The 15,526-nt window shown below is 72.9% G+C and carries 15 protein-coding genes and 1 other RNA gene; 15 read left to right on the top strand and 1 reads right to left on the bottom strand.

Annotation, left to right across the window (positions count from 1 at the left end; genetic code table 11):
- Window positions 1-156: 156 nt before the first annotated feature.
- The 12 genes from HOO61_RS21335 to HOO61_RS21280 all read left to right on the top strand — a co-directional run bounded on the left by HOO61_RS21335 (window position 157) and on the right by HOO61_RS21280 (window position 12,426).
- A complete protein-coding gene (locus HOO61_RS21335; RefSeq protein WP_367650270.1) occupies window positions 157-1,272 on the top strand; it encodes an ROK family protein in 1,116 nt (371 codons plus the stop codon).
- Between the two features lie 44 nt (window positions 1,273-1,316).
- Complete coding sequence (locus tag HOO61_RS21330; protein WP_216659165.1) at window positions 1,317-2,606, top strand: extracellular solute-binding protein; 1,290 nt, start codon at window positions 1,317-1,319, stop codon at window positions 2,604-2,606.
- Between the two features lie 104 nt (window positions 2,607-2,710).
- Window positions 2,711-3,670 (top strand): carbohydrate ABC transporter permease, encoded by a 960-nt coding sequence (locus tag HOO61_RS21325; RefSeq protein WP_216659164.1) that lies wholly within the window; start codon window positions 2,711-2,713, stop codon window positions 3,668-3,670.
- Window positions 3,667-4,506 carry a carbohydrate ABC transporter permease gene (locus tag HOO61_RS21320; RefSeq protein ID WP_172261645.1) on the top strand — a complete coding sequence of 280 codons (840 nt, stop codon included), beginning with the start codon at window positions 3,667-3,669 and terminating at the stop codon, window positions 4,504-4,506. The genes HOO61_RS21325 and HOO61_RS21320 overlap by 4 nt, the downstream gene beginning before the upstream one ends.
- Entirely contained in the window at window positions 4,503-5,957 is a 1,455-nt protein-coding gene (locus HOO61_RS21315) for a glycoside hydrolase family 3 N-terminal domain-containing protein (RefSeq protein WP_172261643.1), read from the top strand. The genes HOO61_RS21320 and HOO61_RS21315 overlap by 4 nt, the downstream gene beginning before the upstream one ends.
- On the top strand, window positions 5,954-6,877 hold the full coding sequence (locus HOO61_RS21310) for an ROK family protein (RefSeq protein ID WP_367650269.1): 924 nt from the start codon (window positions 5,954-5,956) through the stop codon (window positions 6,875-6,877). The genes HOO61_RS21315 and HOO61_RS21310 overlap by 4 nt, the downstream gene beginning before the upstream one ends.
- Before the next feature lie 3 nt (window positions 6,878-6,880).
- Complete coding sequence (locus tag HOO61_RS21305; protein WP_172261641.1) at window positions 6,881-8,002, top strand: N-acetylglucosamine-6-phosphate deacetylase; 1,122 nt, start codon at window positions 6,881-6,883, stop codon at window positions 8,000-8,002.
- On the top strand, window positions 8,002-8,787 hold the full coding sequence (locus HOO61_RS21300; RefSeq protein WP_172261639.1) for a glucosamine-6-phosphate deaminase: 786 nt from the start codon (window positions 8,002-8,004) through the stop codon (window positions 8,785-8,787). Before HOO61_RS21305 ends, HOO61_RS21300 begins: the two co-directional genes overlap by 1 nt.
- Window positions 8,788-8,832: 45 nt before the next feature.
- Entirely contained in the window at window positions 8,833-10,626 is a 1,794-nt protein-coding gene (locus tag HOO61_RS21295) for a hemolysin family protein (RefSeq protein ID WP_367650268.1), read from the top strand.
- 69 nt (window positions 10,627-10,695) lie between these two features.
- Window positions 10,696-11,066, top strand: a transfer-messenger RNA (tmRNA) gene (ssrA, locus tag HOO61_RS21290).
- A 115-nt stretch (window positions 11,067-11,181) separates the two neighbouring features.
- The gene (locus HOO61_RS21285; RefSeq protein ID WP_172261637.1) at window positions 11,182-11,673 is read left to right on the top strand and encodes a hypothetical protein; all 492 of its coding nucleotides are present in this window, start codon (window positions 11,182-11,184) and stop codon (window positions 11,671-11,673) included.
- A 54-nt stretch (window positions 11,674-11,727) separates the two neighbouring features.
- Window positions 11,728-12,426: a type 1 glutamine amidotransferase domain-containing protein gene (locus tag HOO61_RS21280; protein ID WP_172261635.1), complete on the top strand. Its 699-nt coding sequence runs from the start codon at window positions 11,728-11,730 to the stop codon at window positions 12,424-12,426.
- A gap of 49 nt (window positions 12,427-12,475) precedes the next feature.
- Here HOO61_RS21280 and HOO61_RS21275 read toward each other — a convergent pair whose 3' ends face one another.
- Window positions 12,476-13,378 (bottom strand): PIG-L deacetylase family protein, encoded by a 903-nt coding sequence (locus HOO61_RS21275; RefSeq protein WP_172261633.1) that lies wholly within the window; start codon window positions 13,376-13,378, stop codon window positions 12,476-12,478.
- Window positions 13,379-13,458: 80 nt separating this feature from the next.
- Here HOO61_RS21275 and HOO61_RS21270 point away from each other — a divergent pair, with 80 nt between their 5' ends.
- The 3 genes from HOO61_RS21270 (at window position 13,459) to HOO61_RS21260 (ending at window position 15,525) form a co-directional block, all read left to right on the top strand.
- Window positions 13,459-14,103 (top strand): PadR family transcriptional regulator, encoded by a 645-nt coding sequence (locus HOO61_RS21270; RefSeq protein WP_172261631.1) that lies wholly within the window; start codon window positions 13,459-13,461, stop codon window positions 14,101-14,103.
- A gap of 136 nt (window positions 14,104-14,239) precedes the next feature.
- On the top strand, window positions 14,240-15,025 hold the full coding sequence (locus HOO61_RS21265; protein WP_172261629.1) for a hypothetical protein: 786 nt from the start codon (window positions 14,240-14,242) through the stop codon (window positions 15,023-15,025).
- Window positions 15,022-15,525: an RDD family protein gene (locus tag HOO61_RS21260; RefSeq protein ID WP_216659163.1), complete on the top strand. Its 504-nt coding sequence runs from the start codon at window positions 15,022-15,024 to the stop codon at window positions 15,523-15,525. Before HOO61_RS21265 ends, HOO61_RS21260 begins: the two co-directional genes overlap by 4 nt.
- Window position 15,526: the final 1 nt, after the last annotated feature.

The following is a 15,526-nucleotide window of genomic DNA, read 5'->3' as shown; positions in this document are numbered from 1 at the left end:
GCGCCCGCGGGCGGTGGTCCACCTACGTTCTGCGCCGGAGGAATGTGGCTGGATCACCGCTCGGTGGACTGGACCGGGCGCCGGCGAATCAGAGTGACCTCTTGACGGGGGATATGTAAGTGCGCTGAACTAACTAATGTGACACCGCACACACCAGTGGGTCGGCCACTCCGTCCCCGGGGCAAGCTCCTCCAGGAGGACGCCCGCCGCCACCACCGTTCGCTGCTGCTGCAACAGCTCTTCCGCGAGGGTCCCGCGAGCCGGGCGGACCTGGCCCGGTCGAGCGGCCTGACCCGGGTCACTGTGTCGGACCTGGTGGGGGAGATGCTCGCCGAGGGGTTCCTGGCCGAGCTGGGCGCGCCCGCCGAGACCCGGGTCGGCAAGCCGCCGACGCTCGTCGGGCTGGCCCCCGACTCGCACCACATCATCGGCCTCGACCTGTCGGAGACCGACCGCATGTCCGGTGCGGTGGTCAACCTCGCCGGCACCGTCCAGGCACGGCACGAGGTGCACGTCGACGGCGCGGAGGGTGAGCAGGCGGTCGAGCTCGTGCTGGGCCTCGCCGCACAGCTCATGACGATGACCGACCGGCCGGTCCTCGGCGTCGGGGTCGGCAGCCCGGGCGTCGTCGACGCCGCCGGCACGGTCGTCGATGCGCCCAACCTGGCCTGGACCGACACCCCCCTCGCCGCCCGGCTGGCGGAGGCACTGCACGTGCCGGTCTTCGTCGCCAACGACGCCAACACCGCCGTCCTGGGCGAGCACACCTTCGGCGAGTCCGGCGACGGCGGCCTGATGGTGCTGCGGGTCGGCACCGGTGTGGGTGCCGGGCTCGTCCTCGGCGGCTCGCTGCTCCACGGCCACCTCGGGGCCGCGGGCGAGATCGGCCACGTCGTGGTCGACCCCGCCGGCGAGCGCTGTGCGTGCTCGCGCACCGGCTGCCTCGAGACCCTGCTGGCCGCGCCCCGCCTGAGACGCCGCGTGGCGGAGCCCGGGGCCGACGGCCCGGCCGTGCTCGCCGAGGTCGGGACCCGGCTCGGCGAGGTGCTGGCGCCGGTCGTCGCCGCCCTCAACCTCCACGAGATCGTGCTGAGCGGCCCTGCGGAGCTGCTCGACGGGCCGCTGCTCGACGCGGCGGACCGGACCATCCGCGAGCGGACGATGCCGATCAGCTCGACAGGGCTGGCCGTCCGCACCTCCAAGCTCGGCGAGGACGTCGTGGTCGTGGGAGCGGCCGTGCTCGTGCTCGCCGGGGAGCTGGGCGTCTCGTGAGCGCCTCCAACCCACCTGAAGAGATCGACGGAAGGACAACTGTGGTGCGCATCAAGAAGTCATGGACCGGGGTGGCGGTCGCCGCGCTCGCGCTGACGACGCTCGCCGCGTGCGGCAGCGACGACGACGGCTCGTCGACCGACGACGGTGGCGCCGAGTCGGCTGACATCCGCGTCTGGCTCAACGGCACGGACACTCCGCAGGAGGCCCGCGACTGGTTGAAGACGACCTTCGAGGAGGACAACCCGGGGTCCACGCTGACCATCGAGCAGCAGGAGTGGGACGGCCTCGTCGAGAAGCTCACCACCGCGCTCTCCAGTGAGTCCGAGACCCCCGACGTGGTCGAGATCGGCAACACGCAGGCGCCGACCTTCACGTCCGCGGGCGCCTTCGCGCCGCTCACCGACGAGCTCGACGACCTCGGCGGCGACGACCTGCTGCCCGGCTTCGTCGAGGGCGCCACGGTCGACGGGGAGACGTACGCCGTCCCCTACTACGCCGGCTCGAAGTACATCTTCTACCGCAAGGACCTCTTCGAGAAGGCCGGCCTCGAGGTGCCCACGACGCTCGACGAGTTCGTCGACGCGGCGATCGCCTTGAAGAAGGACAACCCCAAGCCGGCGAACTTCTCCGGCTTCTGGTTCCCGGGCCAGGACTGGCGCAACGGCGCGGCCTTCATCTGGTCCGCCGGCGGCGACCTCGCCGTCGAGGACGGCGGCGAGTGGGCCGGCTCGCTGTCCTCGCCCGAGTCCGTGGCCGGCCTGGAGATGGCCCAGCAGCTCTTCACCGAGGCGTCCGGTGCACCCAAGGACGGCAACGAGGCCGACCCGTGGACCCCGTTCTGCGCGGGCGAGGTCGGCATGATGTCGACGCCCGGCTGGGTGAAGGGGCTGCTCGAGGACCCCGAGACCGGCTGCCCCGACGGCCACGCCAAGCAGGTGGGCGTCTTCGCGCTGCCCGGACCGGACGGTGACCCCGCGCCCGTGCTGCTGGGCGGCTCCGACATTGCGATCGCGGCCAAGTCGGCCCACCAGGACCTCGCCCAGGAGGCGGTCGAGCTCATGCTGAGCGAGGACTACCAGACGCTCATGGCCGAGGCCGGCCTCACGCCCGCCCTCACCTCGCTCGCCCCGCTGCTCGGCGACGACGAGTACGCCGAGGCGACCGTGGCGGCCGCGTCCAACGCCAAGCTCACGCCGGCCGCGCCCGGCTGGGCCACGGTCGAGGGCTCGCGCGCCCTCGAGGACCTCTTCAGCGCCATCGCCCAGGGCGGCGACGTCGAGGAGCTGGCCGCGAAGACCGACGAGCAGATGGACAGCCAGCTCAACGGCTGAGACGTCCGGACCACCGGTGGGGGCGGCGCCAGCCGCTGCCCTCACCGCTGCACGCCCGCGCCACCCATCACACCTGGCACACCCGGCACCGGAGAGGAGGGACGATGAGCGACACCATGGACCGGACCGTCACCGACACCGCGAGCGACGTCGGCACCCGCGTCGCCCGGCGCAGACGCACCAGCCCGTTGCCGTACGCCCTGCTCGTCCCCGCGGTGCTCGCCCTCGCGCTGGCACTGGGCTACCCGCTGGTGCGCCAGGTGGTCCTGTCGTTCCAGGACTTCGGCCTCGCCCAGCAGTTCGGCCGGCCGCCGGAGTGGATCGGCCTCGACAACTACCGCCGGCTCGTCACCGACGGCTACCTGTGGCAGGTCACCGCACGCTCCATCGCCTTCTGTCTCGTCAATGCGGCGCTGACGATGGCCATCGGCGTGGGCCTCGCGCTGCTGATGCGGCACATGTCGCGCGGCGTACGCCTGCTCGTGCAGACCGGGCTGCTGCTCGCCTGGGCCATGCCCGTCGTCGCCTCCCTCACCGTGTGGCAGTGGCTCTTCGACACCCAGTACGGCGTCGTGAACCACGTCCTCACCGGTCTCGGGCTCGACTACGAGGGGCACGGGTGGCTGCTGCGGCCGCTGTCGTTCTTCTTCGTCGCCACCGTGGTCGTGGTGTGGATGAGCGTCCCGTTCGTCGCCTTCACCGTCTACGCCGCGCTCACCCAGCTGCCGGAAGAGCTCGTCGAGGCCGCCGAGATCGACGGCGCCGGCGCAGGGTCGCGCTTCCGCCACGTCGTGCTGCCCACCATCCGGCCCGTGCTGCTCGTCGTCGGCCTGCTGCAGGTCATCTGGGACCTGCGCGTGTTCACGCAGATCTACATCCTCCAGGAGGCCGGTGGCAGCGCCCGCGACACCAACCTCCTCGGTACCTACATCTACCGGCTCGGCATCGGTGGCGGCGAGTTCGGCATGTCTGCAGCGGTGGCGATCTTCATGCTCGCCCTCACCGTCGTGCTGACCGCGCCCTACGTCCGCGCCATGCTCCGGCAGGAGGGGGACCCCGCATGAGCCGACCGACCAGACCCGCGCTGCGCGCCACGGCCAACAGCGTCGGCGTCCTCGCCTTCCTCCTCGCGGCGTTCCCCGTCTACTGGATGGTCAACAGCTCGTTCCTCGCCCGCAACGAGATCCGCAGCCCCACGCCCACATGGGTTCCGTTCGGCGGCGACCTCGACAACTACCGCACCGTCTTCGCCACCGACCAGTTCCTCGACGCCCTCCGGGTCAGCCTCACGGTCACCGGCCTGACGATCACCGTGGCGCTGCTCTTCGCCTTCGTCGCCGCGGTCGCGGTCAGCCGGTTCCGCTTCCGCGGCCGGCTGTCCTTCATCGTCACGCTGCTGATGATCCAGATGATCCCGGTGGAGGGGCTGTTCATCAGCCAGTACAAGATGCTCGAGACGATGGAGCTGCTCAACACCGTCGTCGGGCTCACGCTGGTCTACGTCGCCAGCGTGCTGCCCTTCACGATCTGGACCCTGCGCGGCTTCGTCGCCGGCGTGCCCTACGAGCTCGAGGAGGCCGCGATGATGGACGGGTGCTCGCGTCCCCAGGCGTTCTTCCGCGTCACGCTCCCGCTGCTCGCCCCCGGCCTCGTCGCCACCGGCGTCTTCGGCTTCATCCAGGCGTGGAACGAGTTCACCCTCGCGCTCGTGGTGATGACGCGTGAGGACCAGCGCACGCTGCCGCTGTGGCTCTCGACGTTCACCGACGTCAACCGCGGCACCGACTGGGGCGGCATCATGGCCGGCTCCACCCTCATCGCCGTGCCCGTCATCGTCTTCTTCCTCATCGTCCAGGGCCGGATGGTCAGCGGACTCACCTCCGGAGCAGTGAAAGGGTGAGACACGACGACGTGAGCGCGCTGGCCCTGCGCGTGCTGCTGCCCGGCTTCACGGGTACGACGCTGCCCGACGCGTACCGGGCGCTGCTCGAGGACGGTCTCGGCGGCGTCTGCTACTTCGGCTCCAACACCGCGGCCGGGCCCGCCGCCCTCGCCGCGCTGAGCGCCGAGATCCGCGGCGCCAACCCCGGCGCGGTGATCGCGGTGGACGAGGAGGGCGGCGACGTCAGCCGGCTCCACACCCGCGAGCCGAGCCCGGTGCTCGGTGCCGCGGCCCTCGGCGCGGTGGGCGACCTCGAGCTCACCGAGGCGGTCGGTCGCTGGGTCGGCCACGAGCTGGCCGCGGTGGGCGTGACCCTCGACCTCGCGCCGGACGCCGACGTCAACAGCGACCCCGACAACCCCGTCATCGGCACCCGGAGCTTCGGCGTCGACGCCGACCAGGTCGGCGCCCACGTGGCCGCGTGGACGCGCGGGCTCCAGTCGACGGGTGTCGCGGCGTGCGCCAAGCACTTCCCCGGCCACGGCGACACCGCCACCGACAGCCACCTCGACCTGCCCCGCATCGACGTCGACCCCGACACCCTCGCCGCCCGCGAGCTCGTGCCGTTCGACGCCGCCGTCGAGGCGGGGACCGCGGCGGTGATGACGTCGCACATCGTCGTACCGGCCCTCGACCCGGACCGGCCGGCGACGCTGAGCCCGCTCGTCCTGGGGATGCTGCGCGAGGTGCTCGGGTTCGAGGGCGTCATCGTCAGCGACGCCCTCGACATGGCCGGGGCGTCCGCCGCGCGGGGCGTCCCGGAGGCGGCGGTCCAGGCCCTCGCCGCCGGGTGCGACCTGCTCTGCCTCGGCCCTGACAAGCCGGCCTCGCTGGTGCTCGAGGTCCGTGACGCGATCGTCGCTGCCGTCGGCGACGGGCGCCTGACCCGGGAGCGGCTCGCGGAGGCAGCCGGTCGCGTCGCGGTGATGCACGCATCGGTGGCGGCCACCGCGGCCACCCCCGCGGCCACCCCCACATCCGAGGCCCCCGACGCGACACGACAGGCGGGTGCCGCCGCGTCCGCGCTCATCCTCGACGGCGACCTGCCCGACCTCGCCGACGCGGTCGTGGTCAGCGTCGAGACCGCGGCCAACATCGCGGTCGGCGACGTGGCGTGGGGCCTGGTCCCGGACCACCGCCTCTACCCGCGGTCGCTGGCTGCCGGGCTGCCGCGTGACGTGCCCGACGACGTACCGGTGGTCGTGCAGGTGCGCGACGCGGGTCGGCGTCCCGACGTGCTGGCCTTCCTGCGCGCGATCGCCGACAGCGGTCGCCCGGCCGTCGTCGTCGAGTGGGGTTGGCCTTCAGTAGACGACACCGCTCTGCCCACCATCGGCACGCGCGGCTCGTCGGCCCCCGGCGTCGCCGCCGTCACCGAGGTGCTGCGACAGGCAGGGTGGTCGCGGTGAACGCCGCCATGGCGGGCACGCGGGCCGTCGGCCTCGACATCGGCGGCACCAAGACGCACGGCGTCGTCCTCGGGGAGGACGGCTCGATCGTGGCCCAGGTCAGGGAGGTCACGCGACCCGGCGCCGACGGCGTGGTCGCGACCGCCGAGCGGGTCTTCGACGCCCTCGTGAGCAGGAGCGGCGGGAGCGGGAACGGCCTGGCGTGCCGCGTCGGCGTCGGCGTCCCCGGCCTGGTCGACGGCGAGCGCGGGATGCTGCGGCACGCCGTCAACCTCGGCGTCAACGGCGACGACCTGCCCCTGCGCGACCTGCTCGCCGCGCGGCTCGGGCACGACGTGGTCGTCGAGAACGACGTCAACGCCGCCGCCCTCGCCGCACGGGCGCTCGTCGGCGCGGACGACGTGGTCTACCTCAGCGTCGGCACCGGGCTGGCCGCCGGGCTCGTCGTGGACGGGCGGCTGCGCCGCGGCGAGCACGGAGCGGCCGGCGAGATCGGCCACCTCCCGGTGGACCCGGCCGGCGCCGCGTGCGGCTGCGGTCAGACCGGCTGCCTCGAGACCATCGCGTCCGGCCGGGCCCTCGCCCGGGCCTGGCCCACGACGGACGGTCCGCCGGCTGCCGCGCTCTTCGCCGCCGCCGCCGCGGGCGACCCCGAGGCCGTCGCGGTGCGCGACCGCTTCTGCTGGGGCGTGGCGAGCGCGATCCGGGCGCTCGGCCTGACGATCGACCCCGAGCGCATCGTCCTGGGCGGCGGGGTCGCCGAGGTGGGGGAGCCGCTGCGCGAGCAGGTGGTCCGGCAGCTGCGCTCGCTGGGGGAGGGCTCGCCCTTCCTCGCCTCGCTCGGCCTCGCCGACCGGCTCAGCATGGTCCCCCTCCACTACCCGGTCGCCGCCGTCGGCGCCGCGATCCTGGGCAGGTGAGCGATGGCCGACCTGCTGGTGAGGGGCGGCTCGCGGGACGTGACGATCGCGGGCGGGGTCGTCGCGGGGGCCGCGCCCGAGGGCGCACCCGTGCTCGACGCGGCCGGCCTCAGGGTGCTCCCCGGTGTCATCGATCTCCAGGTCAACGGCGTCGCCGGCATCGACCTGACTGCCGAGCCGACCCGGCTGTGGGAGGCCGGTGCAGCGCTGGCGTCGTACGGCGTCACGGCGTGGCTGCCCACCGTCATCACCTCCGACCCGGAGGCGCGTGACATGGCGCTCGGGACGTACGCCGACGGTCCCCCCGAGGGCTGGCAGGGCGCGGTGCCGCTGGGGCTGCACTTCGAGGGACCGTTCATCGCGCCATCCCGGAAGGGCGCGCACCCCGAGCGCTGGCTGCGGCTGCCCTCGTCCGACCTCGCGGCGCGCTGGTCACGGGAGGCCGGCGTGCTGATGGTGACCGTCGCACCCGAGCTGCCGGGCGCCCTCGACCTGGTCCGCGAGCTCGCGGGGCGCGGAGTGGGCGTGGCCATCGGGCACACCGATGCCGACGCGGCCACCGTCCACGCCGCGATCGACGCCGGCGCGACGAGCCTGACCCACCTCGGCAACGCGATGCCCCCGATGCTGGCGCGCGACCCCGGTCCCGTCGGCGTCGCCCTCGGCGCTCGAGCGGACGCCACCCGGCTCGTCGCGGGCGTGATCGTGGACGGCCACCACCTGCACCCCGACGTGGTGGTCGCGATGTGGCGGGCCCTGGGCCCCTCGCGGTTCCTCACCGTCTCCGACACGACCGCCGGCCTCGGGCTGCCCGAGGGGCGGGCGCGCCTCGGAGACCACGAGGTGGTGGTCTCCGCCGGCACGGTCCGTCTGGTCGACGGCACGCTCGCCGGGTCGGCGGCCGGCCTCCTGGACTGCCTGCGCCTGCTGCACGCCACGACCGGCTGCTCCCTCGAGGACGCCGTCGCCACCGTGACCACCACGCCGGCCGGCCTCGTCGGCGACCCCACCCGCGGCCGACTCGAGCCCGGCCGGCGTGGTGACCTGACCCTGGTCGACGAAGGCCTGCAGCCCGTCGCGACGGTCGTCGGCGGTCGCGTCGTCCACGACGCCCGGGAGTCCTGATGGAGGTCGTGCCGCTCGACAGCGTGGAGGCCGTGGCCGCGCTGGCCGCCGACACGATCGAGGCACTGGTCCGGCGCGCTCCCGACGCCGTCCTCGGCCTGGCGACCGGGTCGAGCCCGCTGCCGACCTACCGCGAGCTGGTCCGGCGGCACCGCGACGGCGCCGGGCCGTCGTACGACCGGGTGCGCTGCTTCACCCTGGACGAGTACGTCGGTCTACCGGCGGGACACCCCCAGACCTACCGCGAGACGATCCTCGCGCAGGTGACCGACGACCTCGGGATCGCCCGTGAGCACGTGACGAGCCCCGACCCCGCCCCGGAGGGGCTGCCCGAGGCGGGCGCCCGCTACGAGGCGGCGCTGGTCGCGGCGGGTGGCGTCGACCTGCAGGTGCTCGGGATCGGCAGCGACGGCCACCTCGCGTTCAACGAGCCGGGCTCGTCGCTGGCCTCGCTGACCCGGCTCAAGACGCTGACCGAGCGCACCCGGTCCGACAACGCCCGCTTCTTCGGCTCGGTCGGCGACGTGCCCCGGCACGTGCTGACCCAGGGCCTGGCCACGATCGGTCGCGCGCGGCACCTGTTGCTGGTGGGGACCGGCGAGAGCAAGGCGCAGGCGGTGGCCGACGCCGTGGAGGGGTCGGTGTCGGCGTCCTGCCCGGCGTCGACGCTCCAGCTGCACCCCCACGCGACCGTCCTGCTGGACCCGGCCGCCGCATCGCGGCTCGACCGTGTCGAGCACTACCGCGAGGTCTGGGCGGGCAAGCCGGAGTGGCAGGGTCTCTGACGGTTCCCGGCCACTCCGTGCACAGCCGGTCGCTACGTTGATGCCGTGGAAGCCGGTACCTGGATCGACGTCCTGCTCGTCCTCGCGTTCATCCTGGTGGGCGGTGTGTTCGCCGCGACCGAGATCGCACTGGTGTCGCTGCGCTCCGGCCAGGTGGAGCGTCTCGACACCCAAGGAGGGCGCGGGCACGCGGTCGCCTCCCTCGCCCGGGACCCCAATCGCTTCCTGTCCGCGGTGCAGATCGGCGTCACGGTGGCGGGCTTCTTCTCCGCCGCCTTCGGCGCCTCGACGCTGGCACCCTCCTTCGCACCCGCCTTCGAGGACCTCGGCGTCCCGGCGCCCGACACGGTGTCCCTGGTGGTCACCACGCTGGTCGTGTCCTACCTGTCGCTGGTCCTCGGCGAGCTCGTGCCCAAGCGGCTCGCCCTGCAGCGGTCGGTCGGGGTGGCCAAGCTCTTCGCGCCGCCGCTCGGCAAGTTCGCCACCGTGATGACGCCGGTGATCTGGCTGCTGTCGCTCTCGACCAACCTGCTCGTCCGCCTGCTGGGCGGCAACCCCGACGCCGCCGGCGACGAGGTCGACGAGGAGGAGCTGCGGATGATGATCTCCGGCCACGAGGACATCCCGGAGGGCGAGCGACGCCTCGTCGACGACGTCTTCGAGGCCGGTGACCGCTCGCTGAGCGAGGTCATGAAGCCGCGCGGCGACGTGGTCTTCCTGGCGGGTGACCTCACCCTCGCCGACGCGGTGGCCGTCATCGTCGACCAGCCCTACACCCGCTACCCGGTGACCGGTACGTCGTTCGACGAGGTGCTCGGCTACCTCCACCTGCGCGACGTGCTCGGGCGCGCGGACGACCGCTCGACCACGGTCGCCGACATCGCCCGGGAGCTGCCGGTGCTGCCCCGCACCAACCGCGTCCTGCCCTCCATCGACCAGCTGCGCAGCCTCGGCGCGCACATCGCGCTGGTGGTCGACGAGTACGGCGGCACCGACGGGATCGTCACCCTCGAGGACCTCATGGAGGAGCTCGTCGGTGAGATCCACGACGAGTACGACACCGACGCCGAGATCGCCGCGTCCGCCGACCCGACGACCGTCGACGCCGGCCTGACGATCGAGGAGTTCGCGGAGCGGACCGGGGTGGAGCTGGACGACGGGCCCTACGAGACCGTCGCCGGCTACGTCCTGCACCGGCTGGCGCGGATGGCCGAGCTCGGCGACTCGGTGGTGGTCGAGGGCCGCAGGCTCGAGGTCGTCGAGCTCGACGGCCACCGCATCACGCGCGTCCGCCTGCAGGCGGCTCCAGAGGTGCCCGGGGAGGACGGCGAGGGCAACGAGGCCGGTGGAGCGGGGGAGCGACCGGGCGGTCCGACGCCCCAGCAGCAGGCGTTCGCCGACCACTTCGCGGCCTGGGGCCTCTTCCTGCCCGACGATGCCGTCGCCGCGCACCGCGACGGGCACCTCAAGGGCCAGGGATGGTCCGTCCGGTTCCGCTGGCGCGACGACGGCACGCTCGTGGTGCGCGCCGACCACCGGATGACCGACGAGCGGCTCTACGCGATCGCTCCCGACGGCAGCGACGTACCGGCCGGCATCGAGGCACCGCACGGCGCCGTGGTCACGCCGCCGGGTGCCACCGACGCCGAGCAGGCTGACGCGCGGGCGAGGAACGCGGCCTCCTGGTCGGAGCACCATCAGGCCGTCCTCGAGGCCGGGCTCGACTTCGACCACGACGTGCCCGCCGACCTCGTGGACAGCACCGACCGCCAGCTGTGGCGTCTCGACGACGACGTCTGGCACTCCGAGCCGCTGCGCCCCCACACCCCGACGGAATAGCGTTGGCCGGTTGTCGGTTGGGACCAGTAGGCTGGAGCCGTGGGCTCGGGCCTGCTTGACAACACAAGAGGGGCTGATCGGTTTCGACTTGGGACGTTAGTTCCAGGGGAAGCGGGTCGAGAAGCCAGCGTCATCTCGTAAACGACCGCTGGAAATCCATAGTTGCCAACACCAATCGCAACGACTTCGCTCTCGCTGCCTGAGCAGTGATCGAAGGGTCTGACCGGGCACCCGTCTCCGTCCCGGACCCAGGCCTCATCTAGGAGACTTGCTGGTCACTCTCTGTCAGGAGGGGTGACCGGGACTTGATCCTGACTGGGCCTGTCGGCGACCTGTCTGTGGGAGCGCCGAGGCCGAGAAAAGCGACATCACTGACTGCACCCGGAGAAGACCTGGATCGACGCTCGAGGACCGGGGTTCGATTCCCCGCAGCTCCACTGCGCACAGCCCTCTTGACGACAGCCGTCCCGACACCCGTCGGGGCGGCTGTCGTGTCGTGGCGGCCTGCGTCGTTCCGCGGTGAGCGCGCGTCGTCCTCGATAGCGTCTTACTGTCATGGACACGGGGACGGACGGGCAGCGCGTGCGCCGCCTCCTGACGCTGGCCGTCGGGTACGGCGTCCTGACGACGACCCTGGCGGGGTGTCGGGCGGCGCCCCAGGGCCCGCCGGCGCCCGCCCTCGAGATGTCGTGCGACAACCCTGTGGCCACCAGCCTGGGCGCCCCTACGGCACGACGACCTGCCCGATTCGCCACGTCGGGCGGGCGGTTGCGCTTCGTCGTACGCGACCTGCCTCCCGGCTCGATCTTCGGGGAGGTCGAGGACACCGAGGTGCAGCTCGGCGACCCCGCCTCACCGACCGAGGCCCTCTTCCGCGTCACGGCTTCGCCCCAGCAGCCCGGGGTCGTCGATGTCGATGCCGGCACCTACAGCGTGCTCAACACCCACAACGGCGGCATCGAGGTGGAGGTCTGCCCCGACGTGACGCTCTTCGACGTCGAGCCGGCGATCCCGGACCCGTTTGAGCCGGCCACCCCCTCTGGGTAGCGTCATGGAGCGGCGCTGCTCGGCGCCGCCACCCCCGCCTCCGAGGAGTCCCCCGTGCCGAAGATCTTGTTCGTCCTGACCGGTTCCGATCACTGGACCCTGAACGACGGGACCAAGCACCCGACCGGCTTCTGGGCCGAGGAGGTGCTGTCCCCGCTGCAGGTGTTCTCCGACGCCGGGATGGACGTCGACCTCGCCAGCCCTGACGGCACGACACCCGTCGTGGACGAGGGCAGCCTGGACCCGGACACCATCGGCGAGGAGGAGTCGGCGAAGCAGCGCAAGGCGCTCGACGACCTCGCGCCCCGGCTCGAGTCGACGCTGGTCCTCGCCGACGTGGACCTCGATTCCTACGACGCCGTCTTCGTGCCCGGCGGCCACGGCCCGATGGAGGACCTCGCCGTCAGCGACGACCTCGGCCGCATCCTCGTGACCATGCTCGACGGCGGCAAGGTGGTCTCCTCGGTCTGCCACGGCCCGGCCGGCCTCCTTCCCGCCACGCGCGCCGACGGCTCCTGGCTCTTCGCCGGGCGCAACCTGACCGCCTTCACCGACGCGGAGGAGCAGCAGGCAGGGCTCGCCGACAAGGCGCCCTGGCTGCTGGAGTCCCGTCTGCGCGAGGCCGGAGCCACCTTCTCCTCGGGGGAGCCGTGGGCGCCCTTCGTGGTCGTCGACGACAAGCTGGTCACCGGCCAGAACCCGGCGTCCAGCACCGAGGCCGCGCAGAAGGTCGTCGGACTGCTGACGTCCTGACGAAGAGCCGACCGGCTCGCGGGAAGGGGCCGGTCCCGCGAGGCCGGGGTCAGCCCGTGGTGGTGCTGCAGCTCCAGCGCGCCTCGAGGTGGTTCCACCAGCAGCGGCGCCCGTGCACGTGGAGGGGGGCGACGGCGATCGGTGTGGTCGTCCTCATCGGATGATCTCCTGCTCGGCCCGGGGCCAGCGCGTGCTCGGGCGCCCCGCCCTCCCACGCCGGTACGACGCGGCGGGCACGGGCGACGTCGAGGAACGCGTCACGCAGGTCCTGGGGGAGCGAGCCGTAGGGCGAGTCCTGCGACGCGTGCTCGGCCATCGCCCGCGCGAGCCGGTCGCGGTGACCGCGAACGTCGAGGAGCGTGGTGATCTCGGCGTCGGGGGTCCCGAGCACGGGGACGTCGTCGCCGGTGACGTGCTGCCGCTGGGGCTGGCTCTCGAGCGTCCACGCCACCCACCGCTGCATGAGGCTGGCGGGCAGGCAGGACAGGTAGACGGTCGGGACTCCTTCCGCGGCAGCTGCCACGAGGGTGGCCTCGCGCACCCGCACGTGGTCGCGGTGGCCGTCGCTGGCGTCGAGGGTGACCACGATGTCGGGTCGGACCCGTCGCACGGCCGTGGTGAGCGCCGCGACGATGGCGTCGAGACGCGTTGAGGCGAGGGATCCCGCGGGCGCCGGCCCGGTCATCCCCGAGTCGGCGAAGTCGAGCAGCTCGACCTCGGTCACGGCGAGGACGTCAGCGGCCCGGCGCAGCTCGTCCGCACGGACCGCGCCGAGCGCCTCGCCGCGGCGGCCGTGCGCGTCCTCGCCCGCCTCGCCCCGCGTCGCGCAGGTGACGAAGGTGTCGAACCCCGCCGCTGCGGCGTGCAGCAGCAGGCCGCCGCAGCCGAAGGTCTCGTCGTCCGGATGTGCGACGACGACCTGCAACCGGGGCGCAGGGTCCGTGCCGACCATCGGTCCTCCTCGAAGATGCTGTCATGTGCAGTATCCGAGACGCAGTAGATACTGCACGTTGCACTATGTCAACATTCAGCATGGCCCCCGCTAGACCACGACCGACGACGGCGTACGCGATCCTCGGCCTGCTCGCCCTCCAGCCGTGGTCGACGTACGAGCTCGCCCAGCAGGTGCAACGCAGCCTGACCTGGTTCTGGCCCCGCGCCGAGCGTCGTCTCTACGACGAGCCGAAGCGCCTGGTCGCCGACGGCCTGGCGACCGCGACGCCGGGGTACACCGGGCAGCGACGACGCACGGTCTACGAGATCACCGAGAAGGGCCGCGACGAGCTCGCGGCCTGGCTGGGGCGTCCGCCGGAGCCTCGCGCCGCTGACTTCGAGGCGATGCTCAAGGTGTTCTTCGCCGACGCCGGATCGAAGGAGGCGTTGCTGATGACCCTCGCCGAGATGGCGGACGACGCCCGGGAGCGTCTCGGCCGACTCGACGCGATGATCGAGCAGACGCTGACGGACGGTGCTCGGTTCCCCGAACGCGTGCACCTGCAAGCACTCACCCTGCGCGAGCACGTCGACGCCGAGACGGCGGTGCTCGACTGGGTGGCATGGGCCGTCGCGCAGGTGACCGGCTGGCCGAGCGCTGCGGACCCGGGGACCTGGAGCCCTGAGGACGAGCTCGCCGACCTGCACCAGCGGATCCGCCGCGCGGTGGCGACGCCGGACTGAGCCGTGGGGGACGGCGAGGACTGCCGCGGTGCCGCACGGCGCGCGGGCCTTGTGGCCGGATGCACAGGGCGACCACCGATGCCCCTCATCCCCATCGGGTGAGGCGGCCCGGTCGGCGCAGCAGGAGGCTGGGTGGATGACACGCCTGGCGGAAGCGCCGCGAGTGCCGGTCGAGGGCGCTGTCCTCCAGGAGCCGCAGCAGGTCCTCGACGTCGCCCTGGGGGTGGCGGGCGCGGTCGTCGGCACCGGGGTGGCGCTGGGGCGTGCCGTCGTGGACCTGCCCCTCCTGCACCGGAGGATGATCTGGCGCCCTCGGTTCGTCCCCGAGCGCTGGCAGCCCGCGACACTGGTCGACGGTGCGGCCCGACACGGCGCCGCCCGCCGCGCCGAGGTGGTGCGCGCGGCGCAGGCGCTCCTCGACCACTGGGCGCCCGTCATGGTGGAGCGGGTGGTCTCCCGCCTGGACCTGACCGGGCTGGTCGTCCGCCACGTCGACCTCGACGACGTCGTACGCGCGGTCGACATCGACGCGGTCGTCGATCGCCTCGACCTGGACGCGATCGTGAAGCGGGTCGACCTGGACGCGGCGGTGGCAGGCGTGGACCTCGACGTGGTCGTGGCGGGCGTTGACCTCGACGCAGCGGTGGCGGGCGTCGACATCGACGCGATCGCCGCCCGGCTCGACCTCGATGCGGTGATCGCCCGGATCGACCTCGTCGCGATGGTCGAGGAGGTGATCGACGCCATCGACCTGCCCGCCATCATCCGCGACTCCAGCGGGTCCATGGCGTCGGAGACCATCCGTGGCGCGCGGATGACGGGGATCTCGGCTGACGAGGCCATCAGCAGGGGCATGGAGAACCACCTGTTCCGGCGCCGCCGCAAGCGCGCCGACCCGACGGACCCGACGACGCCGCCGTGAACGACTCGGAGATGGTGAGCGTCCCCCGCGAGGCGCGTTCCTACCAGGGGGCCAGCGCCGGCGTCGTCACGCGTGTGGCAGCGAGCGTCGTCGACGCCCTCGTGGTCGCGCTCGCGCTGGCCGGCTCGTACGCCGCGTGGGTCGCCCTCCTGTTCGTGCTCGACCCGCGCCGCTTCCGCATGCCCGACCCCTCCCTCCTGTGGTCGGTGGCGCTCTTCCTCGTCTACCTCGTGCTGTACCTGACCGTCTCCTGGTGGATGGCCGGGCGCACCATCGGCGACCACGTCTGGGGGGTCCGGGTGACGAGCAGGAACGGCGCCCTGCTGGGGATCGTCCGAGCATTCGTGAGGGCGGTGACGTGCGCGTTGTTCCCGGTGGGCCTGCTGTGGTGCGCGGTCGATCGCGACCGCCGCTCCCTCCACGACCTGGTCCTGCGCACGTCGGTGGTCTACGACTGGCTGCCCCACCCCTCCTCCCGGTGGGGGACACGGTCGGGCTGAC

This window comes from Nocardioides sp. zg-1230 (assembly GCF_013155335.1).
Classification (GTDB): domain Bacteria; phylum Actinomycetota; class Actinomycetes; order Propionibacteriales; family Nocardioidaceae; genus Nocardioides.
Note: the sequence above shows the minus strand (reverse complement) of the source record. Positions and strands in the feature narration are given on the sequence as shown.